Source organism: Allosphingosinicella sp. (assembly GCF_036387615.1).
In the GTDB taxonomy this organism is placed as follows: domain Bacteria; phylum Pseudomonadota; class Alphaproteobacteria; order Sphingomonadales; family Sphingomonadaceae; genus Allosphingosinicella.
On sequence record NZ_DASVTH010000029.1, the window covers coordinates 100,210 to 122,797 of the forward strand.

Genomic DNA, 22,588 nt, shown 5'->3' on the forward strand with positions numbered 1-22,588 from the left:
GTCAGAGGCCGGGCTTGTACACGCGCTTGGTATGTCCCCTCAGCTGGTCCGGGTAGAAATAAACCTCTCGCAGATCGCCGGTCGCGTAGCGCAAGGCCTGGTCGTTGAAGTGAGGCGAACGCGGATCGCCGCTCTGGCCGCCGGCGCTCACGGCTCGCGCGCGGATGCGCCGGCCGAACTCGACTGCGGCGACGAAACTGTTGCCGCGCAGACCATAATAGCGCCTGCTGCCGTCCTGCCGGCTTGCGCCGAATGAGGCGAGGGAGCCCCAGGCGCCGGACGTGAAGCCGACCGGGATGCTGGGCGCGGCGTCGCTGAATGGCTGGTCGATGTCGCCCGTCAAGCGCTGGAAGCGGTTAATCTCGCCCCAGGGCGTGCGCCAGCTGCCGAAATCACGTTCGAGCCGCTCCACGGCGGCGGCAAAGGCGCGCAGCTTCTGCTCGGGCGATGTCTCGTTCGCCATGTAGGCGGGCACCTGGTTGCCGCGGCTCCGCACGTCCCGGGGCAGCGTCTCGAACAGATGGTCCGCCCAGAAGACGGCGAGGCTGGTCGGGACGGAGTCGACGCCCCAGCGATGATCCCAGCCGCGCAGGGCCGCGATCGGCTCGGCGAGACGGCGCTTGAGCGGATCGGTCCGGGGCGCGGCGTCATGGGCCGCGATCAGGCCTGGCACGAGCTGCGCGAAAGCGGGCTGGAAGCTGTCGTAGGCGGCGGTGACGAGGCCATCCAGCGTCCAGCCGCGCCTGCTCCCCAGCAGTTGAAGCGCGTGCAGGCCGCGGACATTCTCGCCGAACGTGTCCATGTAGCGCGGGAACGCCTTTTCCCTCGGGCTGTGCGGGCCGGCGGCGGAATAGGGCCAGTTGTTGGTATTCTGGATCCAGCCAGTCGGCGGACTGCGTAAGGAGGGCAGGTCGCGCACCTCGTGCACGCCGCGCCAGTCGGTGCGCGGGTCGCTGCCATCGACGGGCTTCGTGTAATCATAGCGGTCGTCGCGGACCGGAGCGAATTGCGGGTGCAGGTAGGCGATGTTGCCATCCGCATCGGCATAGATGGTGTTGTTGGAGCTGTTGGCCTTGTACTCGGCGGCGCGCAGGAACTGGTCGAACGAGCGCGCCTTGGTCCGCAGATAGGACTGGCTGAGCGCCTCGACCGGCTTGTGCATCAGCGCGATCGAAATCCACTTGCCGTTCTCGGAGCGGATGACCGGCCCGTGATGTGTGCGATACGTCTTGAAGCTGCGGGTGGAGAGGCTCCCGTCGGACGAACGATATGGGATCGCGATCGTCCGCGTTTCGACCGGGCGCAACTCGGCTCCGTGGCGGTACAGGATGCGATCGTCCTGGCGGAAAATGGTCTCGGCAAACTCGTCCACGGCGTCGAGCCCGCTGGTGGTGTGCATCCAGCCCAGCCGGTCGTTGAACCCCTGATAGATGAAGAACTGGCCCCAGGTGGAGGCGCCGTATGCGTTCAGCCCTTCCTCGCTGGTCACCTGCTGTTCGGAGCGGAAGAAGAAGCTGGTGTGCGGATTGATCAGGAGCAGGGCGTTGCCGCCGGTGGTGATCGCAGGCGCGATGGCGATGCCGTTCGAGCCGGTCGGATCCTTTTGTCTGACCGGGTCCTGGCGCGCCAGAACCGGCCCGCGGGGCTTGCCGTAGAAAGCTTCCAGGTCGGCCAGCGACACCCGCTCGAAATCCGCGCCGATGCTGCCCTCGGTGAAGCTCAGCGCCATCCACGGCTCGAACCGGGTCAGCACCCGCGGACGGGTCTCCGGGTGCGTCGCGAGATAGTAGTTGAGGCCGTCCGCCCAGGCGGTCATCAGCCGCTGGAGCCACTGCGGGCTTGCAGCATAGCGCGTCCGCAGGTCGGCGCCGTCATTGAACAGGCGCATCCGGAGGTCCTGCCAGATCGCCTTTTCTCCCTCCGCTTCGGCGAGCCGGCCGAGCTGGACCAGGTAGTTGGTCTCGATGCGATTGAAGTCGTCTTCGGCCTGGGCGTAGATCATCCCGAACACGGCGTCCGCGTCGGTCCGGCCCCGGATATGAGCGATGCCCCAATCGTCGCGGGTGATCGTCACACGCTGGGCCTGGGCGGCCAATCCGGCGGGCTCGACCCCTCCGGCCCGGGGGGTTGCGCAGCCGGCGAGGGCCAGCGGGATCAGCAGGAAGGAGAGGGCGCGCACCGTCAGGCGACCTGTGCGGCGGCGCGGGCGGCCACGACGCGTTCCAGCACCGCCAGCGGCATCGTACCGAGCCGCAGGATCTCGTGGAATTGCTTCAGGTCGAAGCGGTCGCCGAGCTTGGTCCGCGCTTGCTCCCGCAGCCGGACCCAGGTCAGGTGCCCGACCTTGTAGCTGGTCGCCTGGCCCGGCCATGCGGTGTAGCGGTCGATCTCGTTCTGGCTGCGGCCGCGAGCAATCCCGGTGGTGCGGATGAAGTAATCCGTCGCCTGCTCGCGCGACCAGCGCTTGGCGTGGATGCCGGTATCCACCACCAGGCGGGTCGCGCGGAACAGGAATGACTGAAGCATCCCCGCCCGCTCGAACGGCCGCCCTTCATACATGCCGAGTTCGTCGGCGAGCTGCTCGGCGTAGAGCGCCCAGCCTTCGCCGTAAGCGGAATAATAAGCGTGGCGACGGATCAGCGGGATGTGCGGCGATTCCAGCGCCAGCGTACCCTGCATGTGATGGCCCGGAACCGCTTCGTGATGGGTGAGCGTGCGCAGCCCGAACTTCGGCCGGTCGAACGTGTCGCGCAGGTTGATGAAATATTGGCCAGGGCGCGAGCCGTCGAGCGGCGCGATCTCGTAATAAGCGCCGGGCGAGCCGGCCTGGATGGACACGGGAACGCGTCGCGCCTCGACGCGCGCCTTGGGAAGCGTCGCGAAAGCTTGCGGCAGCCGGGCGTACATCTCGGCGATCTGGCGGTCGAGCTCGGCCACCAGCGCGGCCTTGCCCGCGTCCGTGTTGGGATAGACCTGGTCCGGGCGCTGGTTGAGCTCCGCCAGGCGCTCGCCGGCCGTGCCGCGGGTGAGGCCCGCGGCGCGCAGGATCGGATCGAGCTCGGCCTCTAGCTGAGCGACTTGCTCGAGCCCGAGCCGATGGATTTCCTCTGCCCCAAGCTTTGTCGTCGTCGATGCCTCGAGCGCCCCGGCATAATAGGCCTCGCCGTCCGGAAGCCGCCATACGCCGGCGTCGTGGACGGCGCGGCCACGCAGCTGCGTCACCAGTGCGCGCTGGCGGTCGAGCGCCGGGTAGACCGCTGTGGCGACGATCTTCTCCGCGGTCGCGCCATGGTCCCCCGGTATCCGGGCCGCCTTCGCCCGCCGGGCAAGGGAGGTCACCAGCTGCGAGCCGGCGGCGGGCTGGTCGCGCAGGCCCTTCATCACTTCCAGCGTTCGATCCAGCAGGTAATCCGGCGCGAATACGCCCCGCTCCGCGTCGCGCCGCTGCAGCTCGCTATTGGCATCGATCGCCCTGGCGAAGGCGGAGAGCCGGGCGAGATAGGCGTCGACGTCGGTCTTGGTCTCGATCGGGTGCTGCGTATCGAGGAAGTCGGGGACGGTGCGGTAGCGGCCGGAAAGATGGCTCAGCACATAAGGGGTGTAGCGGTCGCCGCCCGCGCCGTAAGGGAAGCGGGCGCCGCGGATCACGGTGCTGAGGCCATATTCGACCACGTCATAATCGATGGCCGCATTGTCGCCCAGCCGCGTTCGATTGATGGTGCGAAGCTGGTTGAGCTCCGTTTGCGCCCGCGCCTGCTCGCCCGTCCGGCTTGCCGCCGACTCGTCGTTCAGCAGGAAGCGAAGGTGCGCGCGCCCGCCCTTGTCGAGGCCCAGGCTGGTCGCCGTCTCCGGCGAGGTTTCGAGCCGCTGGTAGAAGATGCGGTCGAGGACGGCGCGAAGGCGCTGGTCCTCACTGCCGCTTCGCCCGGTCGTTGCACAGCCGGGCAACGCCGCCGCCACCCCGAATGCCCCCGCTGTCCCCAGGAATCGCCGCCGGTCCATCATCCGCTCCCTTCGCCCAGCGGGATGCGCGGCGGCAAGCGCCGGTGCAAGCGGGAAGATTTGAAGGTTGTGGAGGTGGGGCCAGCCCGAGGATCCCATACCTCTGCGGCTAAGACCCTGTTCTGCGCGGAGTTACCGCGGAAATAGCTTTCATTTAGCCCACCGGGTCAGGTTGCGATTACGCGGACGTTCGCAACAGGTGGAGTCGCCCTCAGGGCTGCGGGGGCTTGGCTTGTGGCGGTGCCTCTGTAATCGCGCGTCCATTGGAAGCAGAAACGCTTCCCAGAGTAAGTCCAGGCGCGGAGTTCGGCTGGAGATCTTTGCCGTTGCCCAGGACCCTCACGCAACGGCTGAAGTCGCAGGCAACGATGTTCCCGTTGCCTGTATTCAGCCGCACGATCTTATCGTTAACGACGAAGCCCTGATAATGCGAGGGTGTCGCCGCTTCAGGCAAGGACCAACCGATGATCCCTGCCGCTATCACAAGGGAAACGCCCAGTGTGACGGCTGCCTGTCGGATGAGCTCGTACTTGGGCTCCATGTTTACTCCTACAATCAAGCTGCGAGCCGGACATCGATCTGTCGCTTCAGCGGTCGAACTTCAGTTCCGGCCAGGGCTCGGCATTATCGACCGACCTCGATCGACAGCGCCGCTTCCGTGTGGCGTGCCGAAGCTGAGGAGGACGGCTACTGCGAAGATCAGATCAGCTGGGTCACCGGGCCGATCGCGGCCGAGATGAAGACGGTGCTGGTCAGCAGCGCGGCGAAAACGCAAGCCAGCATCTGCTGGGCGGAAGCGGAATTGAAGGTCATTGGTGGTCTCCCTGATCTTGCCGCCTGTTGATCAGGAGGCTTGCCCAGTGCTTTGCAGTAAGTGTGCCAACTTTCCTGTGGCCGAGAAAACTGCCGTTTCCGCCCGCCAGCGGTCGGAGCGCCTGCCTCAACCTTGTTCAAACTTGGTAAATGCGACCAACATCTGGCGGTTTATTCATCGCTATGTCCGGCGCTCCGTTGCGCGCTCGCTACTGTCCGCACTGCGTGGCAGCGGCGTGGACCACCGTGCATCTCCAGTCGCTTTGAAAAGGCTTTCAAAAAGCCAAGCATACTGATTTAAGAGCGGTGCTGATCATCTCGGAATATGAAGCCATAACACCTGGCCTAGCTCGGCTCACCAGCCGTTGGGGCAGGCCGAACTCGCCGCCAAGCTGGCTAGGTTTACGGAATTGCTGCCTGCTGGAGATGGCTGGCAGACCGTCTGCTTCTCGACGGCAGGTTCGGAAAAGCAGACGGGGTGCTGGCAGGAGCGGATTATCGGAATGAGCTGCGAGCAGACGTGAGTCGTGATTGCTCATTCAGGAAGACACGAGACGTTCGCCGGCTCCGTCGCCGTCCCGTTATCCTGTGCCTCAGCGAACTCTAGCACGAACTTCTGGGCTTCCTCATCGGAGCGAAGCAAAACGACTTTGCATCCTTGCGGTGCTGAGGCAGCGAGAGCTTCGATCTGCACCCGAGAACGACATCGGGTTGTCCATATATAGTGGATGAACCCTGGCAGCAGGTGGAGTCGTTCCGGGCAGTCATCTGCAAGGTCGGGCCGTGACTTACCCAAACCCGTGACGGTCCGAGCGATGACCCGCCGCAATCGAACAAACAAGGGCCGGTCGAGCCAAATAAGCATGTCCGCTCGCTCGATCCGGCTTGGCCAGGTCGCCGAGTGCCCCCCTTCAAAAATCCATCGCGCTCCTGCCTCAGCTTCGAGGCAAAGCCGCGTCTTCTCCTCTGGAGTTCGCTCTACCCAGCCGGCTTGCCAGTGGATTCGATCGATGTGGATGACAGGCAGCCCGGTACGTTCGGCTAATTTCCGGGCGAGTGTGCTCTTGCCTGACCCAGGCTGGCCGACGATCATAATCCGATCCATGTTGCAATTGCTCCGGGTGCTTTCGGCTACCCCGCTTAGCTAGGGCGCCAAGCGGATGGATGCCCAATATTTCCGTCGCTGCTGCTCAAGGTGCATCATGGCGGTGTAGCGACGCGGGGTAGCGTCCGTTCAGATTCAGGCTGAGAAGGAACTCGTAGGGACATTCCGAACCAGCCGCCGCCTTCGCCCGTGCTCAGCCGGACACAGGGAATCTTACGGCGGCCGATGTTCTGCCAGTGCCACTCACGACCGTCTCTCCGCCGAGCGCGCGGCGCAAGGCCCGAAGCAGACGCATCCCGAGAGACCCGTTTCTGCAACACCTTCTTTTCATCTGGCCTGTGACAGCATCAGCTTGGCCTCATCCACCAGAAGCGAAGGCTTGAACGGCTTAGGTACGAACGCCGCCCCAACCGGCAGGTCACGATCGTCGGGCCGGGTCACTCCGGAGATCACGATTAGCGGTATTTCCGGATGCACCGTCGAGACAAACTGGCCGAAAGCCACTCCATCAATGCTTCCGGGCATGCTTACGTCCGTTACGACCAGGCTTATGCTCCCGCTTTCCTCAAGGATTGTGTGTGCGCCCAGAGCATTGCTCGCAGTGGCGACATCGAAACCGGCCTCTTCGAACGCCAGCACCAGCAAATCCAGAATGGCCTCTTCGTCGTCGACGACGAGCACCTTGAGCTTGCGTCTGCCCATGTCGCCCCCGCTCCTGCTCAGCTACTCTGGCTGCTGAACCTTCTTGCGACGTCCACGAGCTGGCTTGGGCGGGGCGTCCGCGGCTGGTGCTTGCTTCGACCGGGCCTGCCGTCCCTTGGCTCCGAGACCGATCTTGTGGGCCATAGCGCGACGTTGTTCTGAGTAAGCGGGCGCAACCATGGGATAGTCGGCCTTCAGCTTGTAGCGCTCGCGGTACTGCTCTGGCGTGAGCCCGTGCCCGCTCAGATGGCGTCGCAGCGTCCGGTAGGGCTTGCCGTCGATCATCGATATGATGCGATCAGGCGAGGCGAGGGATTTCCGTACAGTGACGGCCGGCTGGTACTCCGGGGCAGGTTGCTCTTCGGGCTCCGGTGCCGGCGCGGGCTCCGACAGACCATTCAGGGTTGAATGCATCTTCTGGAGAAACGCAGGCACCTCGTCGGCTGCAACGCGGTTATTGGGGTTGCTAAGCCAGGCCACAGTCAGTTCGGTCGCTAGTTCGACGGTGTTCAGCGGGAGAGTTTCGTCAGTCAAAGTAATCTCCATCTATACGAGCTCAGCGTTAGTTGGCGTCCTGCTCACGTCAACGGCATTTTGCATCAGACTGGATGGCCAACAAGCGATCATGCCGAACCAAGTCGTCTCAAGACTTGATCGTGCGGCGCCGATCACCACGTAACGGCAGCGCCGGTAAGTCACTCCCCGGCCGCTTCTTTCCCACAAATGTTGGCTCCATATGCGTCCTCTGACCTGTCCTACCGACTTCAAAGATTTTGCCTCCTCAAAAACTAACCGGCAGCTCGCTGAGAAATACGGGGTCGGTGAGAAAACGATCACGCGATGGCGCAAGGAGACTGGGTGCACGGCAGCTATCCGGCCGTTCGCGAGCTCTGCCCTTCCGAAGCAGCACGTACCGGCAATCAGTTCGGGCCTGGCGAGTGAGGCCGCTCAGTATCTCCGGAAGACCCACCGCCCGGTCTATCACCGGCTGATCGAAGGGAAGCAGCATCGGGGCCAGTATGTGGTTGGGAACCTCGTGCTCTCCGAGGCAGAGGTTCTCGCGTTGGCAGCCGAGAAGGGCTTCGTGCCCTACAATCCGCGGTTCGACCGCGCTGCGTGACCTCAGCCTGCGTACCTTCTCGCGGGTCGCCAGTTCGTCCTGCAAGCTGGCCGGCAGGGGCTCAAGGGTAGCCAGTTCGGCGGCAGTGCACGACCGCTTCTCTGCCCTGTAGTGAGCCAACAGCTTCACCCAAAAAGCTTCGGTGTCGGCGTGGTGTGCGCGGACAAGCTCAAGCTGACCCTCCTGGCTAGGAACGGCCGAAGTGCTGGTCCGGCCGAACGATGCCTCTCCGAGCGCCTCTACGCTGTCCGGCCCCATTCGGGCGCACCTTGCAGCCGACGTTCCGAGTAGCTTCGTCGACGGTCGCACGGATGGCCGTCTCAGGATTGTCGACCTGCGCAAGCTCTGGGGATTCGACCCGAAGATGCTCGACGCCTGCGCTCCATTGGCGACGCCACCAAGCGTTCATCGCGCGCGCGCTGATCGTCGGCAGAACGGCACGCGCGTGGCGCACCATCTCGTCGGGCGGGATCAAGTGCCGCTCGTCTGCAAGCGCGTGCGACAAGTCCTTCGCCAGCTCCACATTCGGAATATCCGCCGCGCGCCGCTCCAGATCCTGGAGCAGATACTGCTTCGCCGTGGTCCAGTCCTGTTCGGACACGCCGATCGTGCTCAGCTCGCAGGCCGTTCTTTTCAGGCCGGTCACGGCCGGTCGCCACTGGCCAGGCACGAAATTGTCCCAGAGCATGATCAGGCGATGGGGACCCTGCTCGCCATTCTCGATGAAGGCGCCGAACTTGCCGGGCGGACCAGCGGCCTGCGTGAGGCTCAGCCGGTAGTTGATCGCGCGCAACGCCAGCATGTCCATCAGCGTGGCGTCGGCCTGTTGCCTGCGCGTACGCGCTGGCGGCGGCAGAGGCGCTGTGACAGTGATCGTCGCGCTCGTACGTGCCTCCGCGAGGGCCGAATGGCTGATCGGCAGGATACGTCCGGGCCGAAAGGTCGGTATGGGAGCGCGGTTCGGCCTGGGGCCGGCACCCCGCCAGCCGCCGAACCGTTTTTTGATCAGCGCCTCGATCTGCGGTGCGTCCACGTCGCCCACGACCACGACCATCATGTTCTCGGGCCGGTACAGGCGGTGGTAGAGCGCGCGGATGGTGTCGACGCTCGCAGTCGGCACATCGTCCGAGTTTTGGGCGTCGATTACGTCATTGGGGGAGCCCGGCGCGACAGCCGCGACATACCGGGCGGAGATATCGTTGCCGCGCTTCTTCTCGGCCATCTCTCTCATGACGCTGGCCCGTTCGCCATCGACGGCGTCGGCACGGAAGGTCAGTTCGCCCGCGACTTCACGGAACAGCCCTAGCAAGGTGTCGATGTCGGCAGGCTTTGTGGTGCGGGAGGAAATGAAGAAGTTGCTCTCCCGCCAAGTCGTTGTCGCGACATTCGGCGCCGGAAAGGTCAGCGGCAGGCCCACGCGCAGAAACCGGTCCAACTCGCCCGGTGCGGTACGGGTCGGGCTGTGGAAAACGATATGCTCGATGAGGTGGGCGAGGCCACGTTCGCCAGGTCGCCGCTCGGCGATGAATCCGCCCTCATTTCGCATGAGCAGTCCCACGCCGGGTTCGCGCGTCCGTCGAGGCAAGATGGCGTAGCGCAGACCGTTCTGCAGGCGCCCCTGAACCACCGTCTGCCCACCATCGCCGCGCGTCAGCGTGGCAGCGGCCTGATCCTGCTTGGTCGAGGCTGGGGCGCTCGGAGACGGGTTCTGAGCCTGAAGGGGCGAGGATACAACAAGCACCGTCAGGCAGGACAGGCGGGTCAGCAGCCCCAAGGGACGCGCGGTATACAATGTAGGACCTCCTGCTGTGGCACCATATGATCCGACCCGTTCCAGGAGGGATCGCCCCCAGCCATCGTTGCCGATTGCGGCGACAGGATCGCCGGCGCGCCTGTGTCGCTCGGGCCCAGTCGGCACCGACGCGCGCGCGATATCAGTCATCCTGGAACTGAGTGGAGGCCCGAGCCGGAATCGAACCGGCGTGCAAGGATTTGCAGTCCCTCTAGCTAACATTCTGGATCGTGCCGTGCTGGCCAATTCGAGTTCCCGTTCAGGAGGTTAGGGGGTGGGGAGGGGGCTTGGAACGTTCTGGAAACGCCCGTGTAATTCCGGGCGCGATTACACACGATTTACACCACCTCCGCCGCATTCTCTATGCTATCTTCTCGGCTCGAAGGGGGACTTGCTTTGTCGAATCGCATGCGTTGGTTCCTGCTCGGAGCGATCGCGTTTGCGACGCCGGCTCTAGCGCAGCAGCAAACCGAGTGCTCAACGGACGCCCTAGGAGTCACTCGTTGCCAGACCACCGGCCAGCCGGGCAGCGGAGGCATGAATGTGGACTGGAGCCTGTTCAAACCGGCGGACGGCGGCGCTCGGGTCCGGGAAGGCTTCGAAGCGGGACAGCGCCAACGAGCGTTGATCGAGCAGCAGCAGTTGGCGCGTGAACAGCGCGAGCTTGTCGCGGAACAGCGCGCGGCACTTCAGCAGCAGACGACACGATCGAGCCAGCCGCGCGCCGCTGAAGGAGGGATGATCCGCAACGGCAACGACATACTTGAACGTTGCACGCAGGGCGGGGAAGCGGGCCTAGAGTGTGCGTCCTTCGTCTCGGGCGTGGTGCAAGGCGCTCAGGAAAGCCTACAAGCTCGGGGCGCGAAACAATACTTCTGCATGCCGGATGGCGTGACGCTTGGGCAGTCGATCGACATCGTGACGAAGTACCTAACCGCTAATCCGGAATCCCGGCACATGAGCGCCGCGTCTTTGATTGTGGTCGGGCTCGCGAAAAGCCTCCCCTGTCCCGCTTAGGGCAGGGCTACAAAGCCGGGCGGGAGTGGTGGAGCCGCTTGGCGGGCATCATCGTCGGCCTCGAACAACTCCTCCCGAGCAGCCTTGCGCGCCGCTGCGACAGCTTTCCGAATTTCCTTCTTCTGCTCGCCTCGCGCAAGTGAGCCCCAGCCTTCCTCCTGCAGGAGCGCGTTGATGTCCTCCCGCACATATTGGCCGGCGAGTTCCTGATACCGATCAAACTCTTTCGGGCTTAACTGACGATCACCGCCCATCCCGTCAGAGATCGTGCGAGTAGGACGACCCATCCCGATGCCTGCGCTGAGCAGCGCCTTACCGACTGGATCATTCTTGTCCGTACGCATGTAGAAGGGCGAGAGCAGATTGGCAGCAGGTCCACCCTCGCGCCTGACTTCCTGCCCCCATGCATCGCGCTGAGCCGGCAGGCTTTGCGACAGGCCCGGAATGCGGGAGCGCACACGATTGGCGATGGAGGCGGGAAAGTCCCCGTTGACCACCGTCTCGCGTGCCACCGGATCAATCGAGTTGGCCGCATGCGCAGAGATCGTCGGAACCAGCGAGCCCACCAGGCGCGACGAGTAGCTTTCCCCGAAGCGGCCCGGATCGTCCATCGCCTGCACGAAGTCACTCAGACCGGAGAGCCAGGTCTTTGACTCGATTTGCGCCATGATCGAGCCGAGCAAGGCTACGTGCCGAGCCTCCTTCTGCTTGTCGGTCAAATTTTGGTCGTACGTCACCAGATCGGCCGACACCCCGAACAGCGTGGCGAACGGATCGGTGCGCGAGTAGCTGAACCACTTGTCCCCAACCTTGATCGAGAAGGGCTGCCAACCGCCAGCCATCAACGTGCGCCGGGTGGCGGGGTCAGAGGGACCCTTGCCGCTTACCTTCCCTTCCGCAGCGTAGGTCATCACCGTCGCCGCGATGCCTGCTCCGAAGGTGGCACGAGCAACGGCAAGGTCTCGCCGGACGCCGCCGGCCTTGTAGTCGTCGCGAACCCGCTTCACCGCCAGCTGCGCACCGGGCACTCGCTCCAGGGCGAACTTGAACAGGTTGGCCGGCGTGCGGACGAACGGGAATATGAGCTTGAAGATCGGCGCGACTTCGAGCGCTGCGGTCCCGTACTGGCCAAGCTTCAGGAGTGGTGTCTGGAATGTGAGATACCGGGCGAACTGGAAAGACTGTTCCACCATGTCATCGGTCGGATTGGCGACAAGCTCAGCAACGCGCGCCTTGGCGGCTTCTCCTTTCAGTCCTTCGTTCCGCGCCGCCCGAACAGCCAGGCCCGCCATAGACGAGCGCCGGGCAGTTGCTTTGAACAGCTCGTCTTCTGCCATGAGGAGGCGACTAGGCGTGCGGATGATGGACCCCGCGACACCCGGAATGGCCTTGTGCTTCCGGACCTCCAGTGCCGTCATGGGGTCGGTGGGATCGCCCGTGCGCATCACCTTGGCGAAGGCTTTCAGACCGTCTTTCGTGCCCTGGACCAGCCCGAAGGCCCGTGCTCCAGCTTCGGATAGGAAGACGCGCTCAGCCGCTTCCCGTCCGGCCACTTTCGCCACTCCCGAGCGCACCGCGCCCACGCCGGCAGCCAGCGCATATTCCGGGATCTGCATAAGCTGTGTGGCAAGGTTCGACGCGCTGTTCACGACATGGGTTGAGACGCCGGAGAGTAGGGCGTTGTAGTAGTATTCGATCAGGTAGTCCGACTTGCGCGGCTTGAGCGAGGCGAGAGCAAACTTGTTGACCGCGCCTTGGTCGACGCCCTCCCGCTGGAGGTCCAGAATGCCTTGCGCGACCTTCTCCAGACGATCAGGCCCGCCCAGCCCGTTGATGATGTTGTCATGAATGCGCCCGCCCACGGCCTTTGACCGCGCCGCCATCTTGAACTGCGCCAGCGTTCGTCCGGCTTCAGCCGTCGCCGCCGTCAACTGCTCCTGAATAGCCGCGTGCCGCACGATCGCTTTGGCAAACACGGCTCGTTGCTCATCAGAGGGGCCGTCGAGCATGCGCTGAGCGAGCGCCGTTACCTCATCGGCCGACTTGGCGAGTAGCTGTCGAGCAGCAAGCGCCTGTTCCGCATTGAGCGCCTGCCCCTTGCGCCGACGCAGCAGATCGTCGGGCGTCATACCCAACTCACGGGCCAGCGCCGCAGTCTCCCCCTGAGTGACCTTGCCCCTGCGCGCCGCGTCGAAGCCGCCGAACTTTGTTTCCACGTTCTGGAGCAAGCGGCGGATGTCGTGCCGCGTCTCGACGTTGGCGAGGTTGATGTTGCCGACCATGCCGCCGACCTGGGGCAAATCCTCATAAGCGGTGACCGGAGGCTCGTTCGCCTTCAGATCATCCGGCCCGATTGGCTCCCCCCGACGCTCGACCGCGCCTTCCGGGAACCGTGCTTCGAACTCCTGCCGTTGCCCGACCCGCTCGTTATATCCGGCCCACTCGTCATAGGCGGAGCCCCGCTGCAGAGCCGTCTCGTCGCCTTCGAACGAACGGCGGAGCAGATCCCCAACATCGTCGGGCTCAAGCCTCCCCCCGGCTAGATCGTCAAAGCCCCAATCAACCGGGTCGATGTCAAGCTGATCGAGCGAGCGAAGATGCTGTTGCGTCCCCGACATCGTACCGAAGCGGGTACCGAAGATGGACGGATTGCGCAGTCGCAGCTTAGAGCGGTCAGCCACATTCGGGTTGGTGTAGATATACTCCGCAGGCACGCCGCGGTTGATCGCGTCTTCCGCGTCGATCCGAACGGCCATCCCCTTGGCGTTGCTCTCTGATGCGGTCCAACCTTTCAGCCCGTCTAGAAGATTGCTCGGCTTCTTAGCCCGCCGGCCAGACGTAGGCGCTTCCATCTGTGCGAGCGAGCTAGGCAGTTCGTCCGTCTCGTCGACGACGTTGCGCGGGATCGGTACGACATCTTCGGGATACACCGACCGGGCCGCAGCGGCGATGTCGTCAGGGCTGACCTGCTCGCCCATCGGACGGACACGGGCAAGCGCAGGCTCGTCGACAAGCTGAAAGCCAGGCGGGAGTGGCGGCAGATCGTCTAGGTTGATGTAGTCGCGCTGGCGCTCGATAGGGCCGGTGAACATCGGCACTTCGGCTTCGTTGGCCATTGCCGCCGTGGAAGGCCGGCGCAGCCCCTCCAGCCGCGATGACAGCACCTCATCGACATCAGCGGCACTCCAGCCCCGCTCGCGTAGATTCGACGCCAGATCGGCCGGAAGATCGGCGAGCGATTTGCCGCGTTGCTTGAGGGCATCGAGCGAGCCCATCATGCGCACGAAAGCAGCCTGTTCGCTCGGCAAACCCTGCCCAGAGCCTACCCGGTCCAACCAACGCGGGTCACGCTGCTCGATCAAGGTTCGCCGGATCACATCGACCAAGTTGGCGTCATCGAAGTCAGTGTAGGGCTGATGCTCCCGCAGCATCTCGGCCGCCATCTCCCGTGAGATTGGCCCGTCATCGACGTCGGCCTCACGCGGGGCCATCACCGCCAGCCGCTCCAGTTCTGGGCGAGACAACTGATACAGCGAGCCGTATTCAGGTGGCGCGTTCGGTTCAGCCGCGTCCGCTCGGCCCACGACGCCGCCCTGTGGCTGCGACTTGGCAGCAGGCGTTGGCCCAGCAGCTTGCCCAGCGTCATTCACGACAGGAGCGGCACGATAGCCCGACTCCCGCGCGACCGGCTCCAGAGCGGATTGCACGGGCTCAGACGTACTGCGTCCGAACGCCCGCCGAACAAGCGGAGCCCCGGCCTCGATAGCCTTGCCCAGCACGAACCCGCCTGTGGCACCCATTCCGGCCCCCAGGAGCGCGTTGGGCGACCTTTCCAGCGGATTACCTTCACCGGCACCGAAGCCCGCCAGAGCACCCTCAGCAGCGCCCCACTTCGCTAGTTGCGCCGCGCCTCTGGCCTTGTTGCCGATCGGCAGTAGCATGTTGGTGGCGAGCTGACCGCCGAAACGCGCGGCAAAGTGATCCCGCTCGTCTGCTTTCAGGATGCCACGATTCTGGTCGATATTGCCGTAGAGGATGTCACCGAACCCGCGCTCCGAGTTCCAGATGTTCTCCCGCCCCGATGTGGTGCCCAGCGTGTCGGCGACCGCGCCCATCTCATCCAGGAAGTTGAAGGGATCGCCCAGGCCGCGAATGGCAGCGCCTGTAGCGCCATCGCGGTTCTTTGCGGGGATCGGCAGCGGCACGTCAGTAACGATCCCGACCTTGCCCGTCTTCCGGTACTGCTCCAGCACTTCCTTGGCGTTGCCGATTGAGGCGACACCGCCCGACAAGGAGCGTGCGAACGCCTGCAATTCTTCCGGTGTTTTCACCTTGCCGACTTGGGCTTGGATCGCTCGGCGCTGTTCGTCCGTCCAGTTGTAGGTGGACTGCTCCGGCATCTGATCGTTGAACACGACGGTGGAACTGACGCCTCGTTCGTCCACAATGGGGGCGCGCTCATCACGAACGTCTTTGGTCCACTGTTGATGCTCGGCAGGCGTTAGGCTTCCGTCTGCAAGACCTTGATCGAGCGTAGCGATGCGAGCCGCTTTCTCGTCCACATAGTTGCCGCCCTGAAGCGAGCCGCGCTGCTGAAGCTCGAAGCCGGGCGGAAGCGGCGGGAGACCGCTGTTAGGCGTTCCAGGCGTTCCCGGAGCCGCACCCCAGCCCGGTAGGGCAAGATGCCTGTGGTGGCCCTCATCGAGAACGACCGCGCCATCCCAATCCCCGAACAATTCCTCGAGCCGGCGCTTCTGCTGCGTGCGGTTCAGCCTGGGATGATTGAGGTCCACGCCGTCGCCACGGTTGTGAGCGCCATCCTTCGCGGGCGTGTAGCCTTGTGCTCGGATGCGCTCGACATCGCCCTCCGTCCGATAGCCGTTCGTCGCAACGAACCCCTCCGCTTGCAGAATGGCCCAAGGATCGCGCTTCGGCTGTGGCCCGCTTTCGAGCACGAAACCAGGCGGCAGAGGCGGCAGACTGGCCATCAGCTAACCGGCCGGCCCGTGACTTCATCGACCCACTTACCGCCGCGAAGGACGATTGCGCGTCCGTCCGGACCTACAGCACGGGCCGTGCTCCCGCCGCCACGACCGCGAGCGCCGCGTGCGCGACCACCACCCATGTCCTGACCGCGCCGAACCCGAACGTCTGTCATGTCCTGGCCCCGGCGACCGCGAGCATCGGTGAGAGTTTGCCCGCGCTGCCTGTCCGCGCTGCTCAGGTTCTGACCGCGTCGACGATCCCCGCTTGACAGGTCTTGCCCGCGACGGCCGCGCGCGTCGGTCAGGTCTTGCCCGCGCCGAGTATTATCGAGCTGACCTTCCCGATAATCGACTTGGCTCTCGACACTGCGGTCATCGCGCGTGTTGTCGATCTGATCGTCTTCGATGTCCCATTCGAGCCGGCGGTCGTTGCGCTGCTCGGTCAGGTACTCTTTGGCAGAGAGCGCTTGCAGCTCGATCGCATTCACCGCTGCCGGATCGAACTGCGGAGGCAAGGAGGAGGTGTCCAGGCCCATGCCTTGGGCTTGCTGGAGAGCGGCTTCGTAGCTGGGTTGATCGACGGCACCACGGGCGAGACGGCCAATCAGGTCCATCTGCGTCACCATCGCCTCGTTCTGCGCCTTGGTGAGTTCGTGCCGCCCGAGCATCGTCTTCATGGCTCCGGACGGATCGGCTCGCACGTAGCGTTCCCAATCCGGGTTGCCCGCTTCAGGTTCGGGCAGTCGAGCCGCCCGCGAGCGTTGCGGCATCGGGCGGCCCATCATTGACGGCATGAGCCCGTTGACCGGCAGCGCAGCAGCAGGAGCCGCACCGGGAACCTGTCCGTCCCCGATCATCGCCAGAAGACCGTTAGTTCCTGGCGTGGGCGACAAAGGCGTAAACGCAGGCGCGGCAGCACTCCCGAGCGGGCGACCGCCCTCCATACGATCCGACAGCGTTGACGCGGGCGGCATGTCTCGCCGCACGACACCCTCCGACATGCCGACCTGCACGGGCGTTGCAGGCGTGGAGAGAGGATCACCGCCTTCGAAGGCTGACGGCTGAGCCTGACGACTTCCTGACAAAAGGTATCCTGACAATGCGGACCGTGCTTCGCCGGCACGGGCGCGCTCTGCCTGCTGATATTCGTGCTCGTCCTGCTCCCGCTTCATCGCCATTTGTCGGGCTCGGAAAGCTTGGCCTTCACGCATGCCCTGCTGGACCGCAGCGGCCACGTTGACGTTGGAGTCGAACAAACCCCAGTTGATGTTGAGATTCACTTCGCCGCTCCTTCCAGGTGCAGGCCGTTTGCCGCCATCGCAGCAGACGCCACCACGATCCCCGCAGCGGCTTCCTCGACACCCTCGTCCGCAAGCTGATCGAGCAGCCCCAAGCTTTCCGTTGCGAACTCGCATGCAGCGGCCATGTCGTCCCAGCCGAGCGCCACGCCGGCACGAAAGAGCAGGATGTCGGCCAGGACGTACTGCCCTTCAGGCGAGCCAGCACCGACAGCCCGACGCGCCCAAGCTTCGGCACCGGCCAGCATCGCGTCATCTAGGTCGGGACTGGACTGAGCCGCCGCGTATAGGTGCTGCGCGTGCCGAACCATCGCGCTCCGATCCCCGGCCCCGGCTTCCAGAGCAGCACTCAGCCGGTCACCAATCGTTGGCTCGGCGGCAGTCGTGACACGGCGCAGGGCAGGGGGCACGCAGCAAGAAGCGAGCAGCGCACCCACCGTGGCGGAGAAGTCGCGCCCGGCCATCAGCCTTGCCCTCGCGCGTTACGCTGCTGGAGCCGCCGCAACCGGCCCTGCAGCCCGGCCAGGAGCTGATTGGCAAGTGCCTGGTCCAACGCATCGAGCTTGGAGCGCTGGGGCTGATCGAGGGGCGGGACGGCCACAGTTAGGCGGCTTCGCGGACTTCGCGACGGGCTGCGCGCCGCATCACTTCCGAGAAGGTGACACCCTCGCTTTCAGCCTTCGCCTTCAGCTTGGCGATGACGCCGGGATTGTCGTGAAAGACGATCCGATCAGGGTACATGGACGGCCCATAATCCTCTCCGAAACAATGGCTTATTCTTACCATGTTGGCGGATTCTCGGCCTAGCCGTAGGATTGTGCCGAGACATTCCGCATCGTTCCGGCTTGCAGGGCCACAGGCGTGTTCTGTATTCGTTCTGGCATGGGTGAGCGAATCAAGGTCGATGAACAAAAGCTCGCGGCGGCTATCGCGGGCTGGCTCCGGCACATCCCGAAGAGGGTCTGGGAGCAGTTCATCGAGCACAAGATTCTGCAGCACTACAAGCGATCGAGCTTACAGGCTGAAGCACTCGAAGGGCAGATCGCCAAGCACGTCGCTTCCGAGATGGCCCGACTTGATTGGGAAGTTACGCACCCTGAAGGGAGGCATCCCGGCTCACCCCCAGCTTGGCGCGCGGAGGACTGAATGCCGCCGCTTTGGTCGAAAGTGGGAGCATAACGCCCATACCATAGGACCGACTTAGCTGGGCTAAGAAGGAAAGCTCGCGATTGAAGGAGGCTTACATGGAAGACGCTACTCAACTTGCTCTGCGGGCCATCGTCGGTGGCCTGTATCATTCCCGAGTGATCGGCGAGGATCAGGTGCTCGCCATAATGCATGAGTTGCATCGCGCTGCCGAAGATCGGGGGCAGGCGGGGCATCCGGTTGATCAACAGCAACTCATGGCGCTTTCAAGCGCGATCGGTAAGGATGCTCGCGTGGGGGACTAAGGGAGCTGCGCTAGAGTCTGAGGCCGAAGAACTGACCATGCTTCAACCACATCGGACACGCTTGAACCTGTGGATCAAATGGCGCACATACAGCTTTATCAACCACTCGGTTGTAAACCTGCGCTGGGTCAGGAGGTCCAATGGGCGTCTCGCGCGTGAAGCCATCGATGCTAAAGATAACCGTGCGTTTTCAAGAGCGTGAGGACGGCGGGTTGCGCGCGTGGAGTGACGACGTTCCGGGTTTTGTGCTGTCGCACCCGGATGCGGAAGCGGTCTTAGAGGACGTTGAGCCTGCTTTGGAGACCATGCTTTCGGCTATGTATGGCGTGCGGGTGATGGTGGCTCCGCTACTGGAGCGGAATGCATATGAGCAGCAACCTTGCCTGCCAATCGTCCCCAATGTTCCGCCCGCTCATCGAGAATATGCATCGCAGCTCTGCGCTGCCTAAGTGCCGCTGCAACGCTACCCACGTGAGCGATGGGAAGCGGAACTACGATCCTACCATTGCAAGCCGCTAGAGGGCCTAACATCTCTGAACACTGCCGAATGGTGGCGGTGGCCGTGGGGCGGGATACCCTTCACAGTTCCGGTTGACCCAGACGGCTACATCGACGTGTGGGCGTTTCAGCGACTGCTGTCAGACATGGCACAACTAGCTCCTTCCGATTGGAAGTTTCCTGGCCCCGAATAGCCCTTAGGCGCAGGGCCGCTCGCTGAAGTCTATCTCGCACAGCCAATGCGCCAGCTTCTCCGCGACGGCATCGCGCGGCCCGAGGTTCACCACAACCGCGTCCGCTCCCTTGCCGGAGACGAGCCACACGCAACTGTCATCGTCCGGGCCTTCAATCTCGAAGAGCGCGCCTTGATCGGGTTCGTTGTCCATGCCGTTCCCTATCGAGACGCAACCAGCACGTCACCCGCGCAAAAGCCACCGGCTACCCTTGCGAGGCCAGCAGACGCCCGAAAGAGTATAGGTCTGAACGGAGTGTGCGGGTCCGACCTATCTCCCTCCACATTCGATCTACGTTCCAGATATTCTCGCCCACCCTCGTCGGCTTCCTCATCTGCATTTCGCCCAGAGTCACAGACTTCGGGCCAACCATCGTGTTCGTCGCCTCGTCCACCTGGAACGAGATTGTCCCGCCAAACATGGTGGACTTCCCGTGAGCCACTTCGTTTCGAGCGTCCGCAGCTCGACCTAGCCGCTTCGACAACGACTTCCAGATTGCAGCATTGTTGGCGTTGCCCGATACGGCGATCAGGTCGGCTATCACCGAGAGTTTAGCACCGAGGCCGCGCACCGCCCCGAACGCAATTCGCGCCCTTACCTCATCCGCTTCGAGCAGCAGCGCAAAGATGACCTGAAGATGGTCTTCCGCGAACTGGTAGTTGGTGACGAGTATGCCGACGGCGGCGTAGAAGTCCTTTTGCTGCTTCTCGAACGCGTCTTCGTCCGCCTCTGTCTGAGACCCACTCCCCATCAGCAGCGCCGACCCAGCCAGTACCGGCCCCACCGAAGCGCATAGCCGCCCCTGATCATCGCACAACTCAGATCACCGCTCTTAGGTGACCGGCACCACGCGCCAGCCCGCCCTTGAACGAAAGGTGCCAGCATTATGCTTGCCCCTTCAGCCGAACGCCCGGCCCGCCATGCTCATCAGCAGCAATAAGCACGACACCCGCCGCCTCTAGCTCCCGCTGGATCGCAGCAAGGTTGTTCGGCACCGGCACCGACCGGCCAGCCTCATAATTGCGGACAGTCGATTGGCCGACGCTCGCGCGCGCGGCCAAATCGGATTGAGAAAAATCGACCAGACCGCGAGCAGCCCGGCATGTCGCAGGGGTTAGCATCAGCTTCACATAGCGGAATAACGAAAAGCGTTCAAGCAAACAAAAAGAGGCTTGCGACCACACGACTCCTCTGGCATAACGATTTTCGTTAGCTGATCGGCTAGCGGCTCAGCCGAGGGACTGGAACTCCCAAGGCCGAGCCTGACCAAACCGAAAACAGGAGTATTCGGAAATGGCTTCTCGCATCTTATCTCGCATCAGCGCCCGCGTCGATTGGCCCACGCTGATCCCCACCCTTTCGCCGTTCGCCGCCTATGCGGTGATCGTGCTCCTCGTCCTCGCACTCGGGGAGTGAACGCGATGACGAACAGCATCAACCGCCGCACCGCCATGCTCGCAATCGCCAGCACCGGAGCAATCGCCACCACGTCAGCCGCAGCCATGGTGGACGTGAACGCCGCCGAAGCCGCTGCATGGGAGGCTGCCCTCGCAGAGCATGACGCAGCCCTCGCAGCCAAGAACGCATTCGAGCCGACCTATGACCGGATCGAAGCCGCCGACGAGGCTGGCCGGCCGAGCATGGACGTGATCCCCTGGAATGAGTTCACCTTCGAGGATCGCCACCACGTCGCCCGCATCATGGACATCGAGAAGCGGTGGAGCCTCTTCCTTGAGGGTGAGGGAAAATGGTGGTGGGCACCGGGCCGGGAAGATGCGCGCAAGGCCCAATTCCGCGCCGCCCTCGACACCATCCGCGACTTCCGCCGTCAGGAGGCCGAGCACCACGAACGCAGTGGCATGAATGCCGCTTCGACCAGCTACGATGCCCTTTGGGATCGTCTCGGGGCCGCCGAGAACGCGTTGCTGGACCTACCAGCCCCACACGGCCCAGCGCTCCTATGGAAGCTGGAGCATCTGTTCGCGGATGACCGGGGGGACGGCTTCTGCGCGTCGTATTCCGCCGAGCTGATGGACAAGGTGTTGGCCGACGCGCGCCGCCTTCTCTCGCACGGGAGGGCATGACAGTGGCAAAACAGCTCAAGCAGGGGGGCGCTACGGCGCTCCCCATCGACACCGTTGCCGCAACATGCCGAGCAGTATGCATGCAACTCCGGCTCGACATCACCGGCCTCAGATCGAGGGCGTTCCACAGCGCCACCTTCTCGTTCGCGCGGATTGATCTCGACCTAAGCGGCGACGTGCCCGTCAACCTCGACGCCATGGACTTCCCCGCCCGTGGCGCGATCGTGGCGGACATCGCCGCGACCGGGCCGCGCTCGCTTTCCATTCTAGCGGTGGAGGGCTGCTGACATGACGACGAACATCAACCCCATCCGGCCAAAGCTCAAGGTTCCCAAGCACAACCCGGCACGAGATGACCTCGCCATCTTGTTCGCCAGGCTAGCCGCCGACTGCAAGGTCAAAGCCGAAGAACTGGCCCATACCGAGGATGGCAGCGCAAGACATCAGGCGGCGCTTGCGCTGGCCGGTATCGACCGGAAGCTACCGCGCAACAATCTCCGGCTGCTCCTGTCCACGCTCGACGAGGAACGCGACTTCCTCCTGAGATGCTCAGAGCTAGAGGTGCTAAAGGCAGAACATGCGCTGGAGAGTAAGCGCATCGGCCGGCTTAGCATCCTGGAGGGCGGTTCTGCTTGGTGGGACTCTCCGACGATCAAACCGCTTGTGCACGACAACAACGACAAGTGGGAACTGTATCGAGCGAGGCTTCTGGAACTAGCCCACACTCCCGCTCGAACACGGCAGCACCTTGATCGGAAGAGAAGCCTGATCGGCAAAGGTTGGCTGAACGCAGCCGGGCCTTGGTACGACCAGCTCCGAGCCGGCGTGACAGCGGATGAGGCTTGGCTTGCTGCTAACGTTCCCACCCGCCAGCGCAGGAGGGCCTAGAGATGGCGACCAGAGCCATAGAGCCCGCCGCGCTGGACTTGATGCTCAGCGCAATTCCCTCACTCCCACGGCCCGTTCTGGCGAGGCTCACCGCCCGTTTGATCGACCATATGGACGAGATGGAGCCAGACCCGGACGTTGAGGCGAACGGAGATGAGCTAGACGGAACCCCAACCGCCGATGATCCAATCTTCCCGGCTTCGGGCGAGCGCGGCTTTGACTTCTTGGGAGCGGCCGGCGACCCGGACGACGCCGAGGATGACGACCCCGACAGCAGCGTTGAGGACGATCCGCGAGGCTTCGACCCCGAGCAAGACTTCGGAGCCGATGATGTGGGGGAGGACTGCCAAGGCGGTGACGTGTGTGACGACACCCGACCTATTGCAGACGTGCAGGCCTATCGCGAGCATCGAGCCCGGCTTCAGCGAGAACGCTGCTACAAGCTTCGGAGGGTGGCGGTTGGCCCGGATGGGTACATTGCGCGCCGCCTCTGGATTGAGCCGAACGTGCCGAGCAAGCGCAACATTTTGCGCCGGAAGCGCGGAATGCCGAGGAGCCCGCGAGCCTAAACCGCACGCGAGCGTGACACTAGAGCGCCCT

General features: G+C 63.8%; 24 protein-coding genes and 1 tRNA gene. 10 read left to right on the plus strand and 15 right to left on the minus strand.

Annotated features, from left to right (window positions below):
* Nucleotide 1 precedes the first annotated feature (1 nt).
* The 6 genes from VF631_RS05160 to VF631_RS05185 all read right to left on the minus strand — a co-directional run bounded on the left by VF631_RS05160 (nucleotide 2) and on the right by VF631_RS05185 (nucleotide 7,156).
* Nucleotides 2-2,179: a penicillin acylase family protein gene (locus VF631_RS05160; RefSeq protein ID WP_431849208.1), complete on the minus strand. Its 2,178-nt coding sequence runs from the start codon at nucleotides 2,177-2,179 to the stop codon at nucleotides 2-4.
* Between the two features lie 2 nt (nucleotides 2,180-2,181).
* The gene (locus VF631_RS05165) at nucleotides 2,182-4,002 is read right to left on the minus strand and encodes a DUF885 domain-containing protein (RefSeq protein WP_431849209.1); all 1,821 of its coding nucleotides are present in this window, start codon (nucleotides 4,000-4,002) and stop codon (nucleotides 2,182-2,184) included.
* Nucleotides 4,003-4,213: 211 nt separating this feature from the next.
* Entirely contained in the window at nucleotides 4,214-4,543 is a 330-nt protein-coding gene (locus VF631_RS05170) for a hypothetical protein (RefSeq protein WP_431849210.1), read from the minus strand.
* Nucleotides 4,544-5,350: 807 nt separating this feature from the next.
* Nucleotides 5,351-5,920, minus strand: coding sequence for an AAA family ATPase (locus VF631_RS05175; RefSeq protein ID WP_431849211.1), 570 nt, complete (start codon nucleotides 5,918-5,920; stop codon nucleotides 5,351-5,353).
* A gap of 327 nt (nucleotides 5,921-6,247) precedes the next feature.
* Nucleotides 6,248-6,622 carry a response regulator gene (locus tag VF631_RS05180; protein ID WP_431849212.1) on the minus strand — a complete coding sequence of 125 codons (375 nt, stop codon included), beginning with the start codon at nucleotides 6,620-6,622 and terminating at the stop codon, nucleotides 6,248-6,250.
* A gap of 21 nt (nucleotides 6,623-6,643) precedes the next feature.
* Nucleotides 6,644-7,156, minus strand: coding sequence for a MucR family transcriptional regulator (locus VF631_RS05185; RefSeq protein ID WP_431849213.1), 513 nt, complete (start codon nucleotides 7,154-7,156; stop codon nucleotides 6,644-6,646).
* A 202-nt stretch (nucleotides 7,157-7,358) separates the two neighbouring features.
* Between VF631_RS05185 and VF631_RS05190 the strand changes: the two genes are divergently transcribed.
* Entirely contained in the window at nucleotides 7,359-7,742 is a 384-nt protein-coding gene (locus tag VF631_RS05190) for a hypothetical protein (RefSeq protein ID WP_431849214.1), read from the plus strand.
* A 187-nt stretch (nucleotides 7,743-7,929) separates the two neighbouring features.
* Here the strand turns inward: VF631_RS05190 and VF631_RS05195 are convergent, their stop codons facing one another.
* Nucleotides 7,930-9,534: a M16 family metallopeptidase gene (locus VF631_RS05195; protein ID WP_431849215.1), complete on the minus strand. Its 1,605-nt coding sequence runs from the start codon at nucleotides 9,532-9,534 to the stop codon at nucleotides 7,930-7,932.
* Between the two features lie 162 nt (nucleotides 9,535-9,696).
* A tRNA-Cys gene (locus VF631_RS05200) sits at nucleotides 9,697-9,769 on the minus strand.
* Nucleotides 9,770-9,942: 173 nt separating this feature from the next.
* Between VF631_RS05200 and VF631_RS05205 the strand changes: the two genes are divergently transcribed.
* The gene (locus VF631_RS05205; protein WP_431849216.1) at nucleotides 9,943-10,551 is read left to right on the plus strand and encodes a Rap1a/Tai family immunity protein; all 609 of its coding nucleotides are present in this window, start codon (nucleotides 9,943-9,945) and stop codon (nucleotides 10,549-10,551) included.
* Here the strand turns inward: VF631_RS05205 and VF631_RS05210 are convergent.
* From VF631_RS05210 to VF631_RS05225, 4 genes are all read right to left on the minus strand, one after another.
* Nucleotides 10,548-15,539: a hypothetical protein gene (locus VF631_RS05210; RefSeq protein WP_431849217.1), complete on the minus strand. Its 4,992-nt coding sequence runs from the start codon at nucleotides 15,537-15,539 to the stop codon at nucleotides 10,548-10,550. The two genes, VF631_RS05205 and VF631_RS05210, sit on opposite strands and share 4 nt — an antisense overlap.
* Entirely contained in the window at nucleotides 15,539-16,816 is a 1,278-nt protein-coding gene (locus tag VF631_RS05215; RefSeq protein ID WP_431849218.1) for a hypothetical protein, read from the minus strand. Before VF631_RS05215 ends, VF631_RS05210 begins: the two co-directional genes overlap by 1 nt.
* Nucleotides 16,813-17,298, minus strand: coding sequence for a hypothetical protein (locus VF631_RS05220; RefSeq protein WP_431849219.1), 486 nt, complete (start codon nucleotides 17,296-17,298; stop codon nucleotides 16,813-16,815). Before VF631_RS05220 ends, VF631_RS05215 begins: the two co-directional genes overlap by 4 nt.
* Before the next feature lie 139 nt (nucleotides 17,299-17,437).
* A complete protein-coding gene (locus VF631_RS05225) occupies nucleotides 17,438-17,575 on the minus strand; it encodes a ribbon-helix-helix protein, CopG family (protein WP_431849220.1) in 138 nt (45 codons plus the stop codon).
* 141 nt (nucleotides 17,576-17,716) lie between these two features.
* On the opposite strand from VF631_RS05225, the gene VF631_RS05230 reads away from it, so the two are divergent.
* The 3 genes from VF631_RS05230 to VF631_RS05240 all read left to right on the plus strand — a co-directional run bounded on the left by VF631_RS05230 (nucleotide 17,717) and on the right by VF631_RS05240 (nucleotide 18,734).
* A complete protein-coding gene (locus tag VF631_RS05230; RefSeq protein WP_431849221.1) occupies nucleotides 17,717-17,980 on the plus strand; it encodes a hypothetical protein in 264 nt (87 codons plus the stop codon).
* A gap of 98 nt (nucleotides 17,981-18,078) precedes the next feature.
* The gene (locus VF631_RS05235; protein ID WP_431849222.1) at nucleotides 18,079-18,285 is read left to right on the plus strand and encodes a hypothetical protein; all 207 of its coding nucleotides are present in this window, start codon (nucleotides 18,079-18,081) and stop codon (nucleotides 18,283-18,285) included.
* Nucleotides 18,286-18,425: 140 nt separating this feature from the next.
* A complete protein-coding gene (locus VF631_RS05240) occupies nucleotides 18,426-18,734 on the plus strand; it encodes a hypothetical protein (protein WP_431849223.1) in 309 nt (102 codons plus the stop codon).
* A 246-nt stretch (nucleotides 18,735-18,980) separates the two neighbouring features.
* On the opposite strand, the gene VF631_RS05245 is transcribed toward VF631_RS05240, so the two are convergent.
* The 3 genes from VF631_RS05245 to VF631_RS05255 all read right to left on the minus strand — a co-directional run bounded on the left by VF631_RS05245 (nucleotide 18,981) and on the right by VF631_RS05255 (nucleotide 20,200).
* The gene (locus VF631_RS05245) at nucleotides 18,981-19,169 is read right to left on the minus strand and encodes a hypothetical protein (RefSeq protein WP_431849224.1); all 189 of its coding nucleotides are present in this window, start codon (nucleotides 19,167-19,169) and stop codon (nucleotides 18,981-18,983) included.
* A 52-nt stretch (nucleotides 19,170-19,221) separates the two neighbouring features.
* Nucleotides 19,222-19,800, minus strand: coding sequence for a hypothetical protein (locus tag VF631_RS05250; RefSeq protein ID WP_431849225.1), 579 nt, complete (start codon nucleotides 19,798-19,800; stop codon nucleotides 19,222-19,224).
* A 100-nt stretch (nucleotides 19,801-19,900) separates the two neighbouring features.
* The gene (locus tag VF631_RS05255; protein ID WP_431849226.1) at nucleotides 19,901-20,200 is read right to left on the minus strand and encodes a helix-turn-helix domain-containing protein; all 300 of its coding nucleotides are present in this window, start codon (nucleotides 20,198-20,200) and stop codon (nucleotides 19,901-19,903) included.
* A 109-nt stretch (nucleotides 20,201-20,309) separates the two neighbouring features.
* On the opposite strand from VF631_RS05255, the gene VF631_RS05260 reads away from it, so the two are divergent.
* The 5 genes from VF631_RS05260 to VF631_RS05280 all read left to right on the plus strand — a co-directional run bounded on the left by VF631_RS05260 (nucleotide 20,310) and on the right by VF631_RS05280 (nucleotide 22,557).
* The gene (locus tag VF631_RS05260; RefSeq protein ID WP_431849227.1) at nucleotides 20,310-20,432 is read left to right on the plus strand and encodes a hypothetical protein; all 123 of its coding nucleotides are present in this window, start codon (nucleotides 20,310-20,312) and stop codon (nucleotides 20,430-20,432) included.
* Nucleotides 20,433-20,437: 5 nt separating this feature from the next.
* Nucleotides 20,438-21,100, plus strand: coding sequence for a hypothetical protein (locus VF631_RS05265; protein WP_431849228.1), 663 nt, complete (start codon nucleotides 20,438-20,440; stop codon nucleotides 21,098-21,100).
* A gap of 80 nt (nucleotides 21,101-21,180) precedes the next feature.
* Nucleotides 21,181-21,387 carry a hypothetical protein gene (locus VF631_RS05270; RefSeq protein WP_431849229.1) on the plus strand — a complete coding sequence of 69 codons (207 nt, stop codon included), beginning with the start codon at nucleotides 21,181-21,183 and terminating at the stop codon, nucleotides 21,385-21,387.
* 1 nt (nucleotide 21,388) lies between these two features.
* Nucleotides 21,389-21,988 carry a hypothetical protein gene (locus tag VF631_RS05275; protein WP_431849230.1) on the plus strand — a complete coding sequence of 200 codons (600 nt, stop codon included), beginning with the start codon at nucleotides 21,389-21,391 and terminating at the stop codon, nucleotides 21,986-21,988.
* A 2-nt stretch (nucleotides 21,989-21,990) separates the two neighbouring features.
* Nucleotides 21,991-22,557 carry a hypothetical protein gene (locus tag VF631_RS05280; RefSeq protein WP_431849231.1) on the plus strand — a complete coding sequence of 189 codons (567 nt, stop codon included), beginning with the start codon at nucleotides 21,991-21,993 and terminating at the stop codon, nucleotides 22,555-22,557.
* The last annotated feature ends 31 nt before the right edge of the window (nucleotides 22,558-22,588 follow it).

Coding starts and splice junctions, on each gene's coding strand:
- VF631_RS05165 (WP_431849209.1), bottom strand. CDS start 4,002: ATGGACCGGCGGCGATTCCTGGGGACAGCGGGGGCATTCGGGGTGGCG.
- VF631_RS05170 (WP_431849210.1), bottom strand. CDS start 4,543: ATGGAGCCCAAGTACGAGCTCATCCGACAGGCAGCCGTCACACTGGGC.
- VF631_RS05175 (WP_431849211.1), bottom strand. CDS start 5,920: ATGGATCGGATTATGATCGTCGGCCAGCCTGGGTCAGGCAAGAGCACA.
- VF631_RS05180 (WP_431849212.1), bottom strand. CDS start 6,622: ATGGGCAGACGCAAGCTCAAGGTGCTCGTCGTCGACGACGAAGAGGCC.
- VF631_RS05190 (WP_431849214.1), top strand. CDS start 7,359: ATGCGTCCTCTGACCTGTCCTACCGACTTCAAAGATTTTGCCTCCTCA.
- VF631_RS05205 (WP_431849216.1), top strand. CDS start 9,943: ATGCGTTGGTTCCTGCTCGGAGCGATCGCGTTTGCGACGCCGGCTCTA.
- VF631_RS05210 (WP_431849217.1), bottom strand. CDS start 15,539: ATGGCCAGTCTGCCGCCTCTGCCGCCTGGTTTCGTGCTCGAAAGCGGG.
- VF631_RS05220 (WP_431849219.1), bottom strand. CDS start 17,298: ATGGCCGGGCGCGACTTCTCCGCCACGGTGGGTGCGCTGCTCGCTTCT.
- VF631_RS05225 (WP_431849220.1), bottom strand. CDS start 17,575: ATGTACCCTGATCGGATCGTCTTTCACGACAATCCCGGCGTCATCGCC.
- VF631_RS05230 (WP_431849221.1), top strand. CDS start 17,717: ATGGGTGAGCGAATCAAGGTCGATGAACAAAAGCTCGCGGCGGCTATC.
- VF631_RS05235 (WP_431849222.1), top strand. CDS start 18,079: ATGGAAGACGCTACTCAACTTGCTCTGCGGGCCATCGTCGGTGGCCTG.
- VF631_RS05240 (WP_431849223.1), top strand. CDS start 18,426: ATGGGCGTCTCGCGCGTGAAGCCATCGATGCTAAAGATAACCGTGCGT.
- VF631_RS05245 (WP_431849224.1), bottom strand. CDS start 19,169: ATGGACAACGAACCCGATCAAGGCGCGCTCTTCGAGATTGAAGGCCCG.
- VF631_RS05260 (WP_431849227.1), top strand. CDS start 20,310: ATGGCTTCTCGCATCTTATCTCGCATCAGCGCCCGCGTCGATTGGCCC.
- VF631_RS05265 (WP_431849228.1), top strand. CDS start 20,438: ATGACGAACAGCATCAACCGCCGCACCGCCATGCTCGCAATCGCCAGC.
- VF631_RS05270 (WP_431849229.1), top strand. CDS start 21,181: ATGCAACTCCGGCTCGACATCACCGGCCTCAGATCGAGGGCGTTCCAC.
- VF631_RS05275 (WP_431849230.1), top strand. CDS start 21,389: ATGACGACGAACATCAACCCCATCCGGCCAAAGCTCAAGGTTCCCAAG.
- VF631_RS05280 (WP_431849231.1), top strand. CDS start 21,991: ATGGCGACCAGAGCCATAGAGCCCGCCGCGCTGGACTTGATGCTCAGC.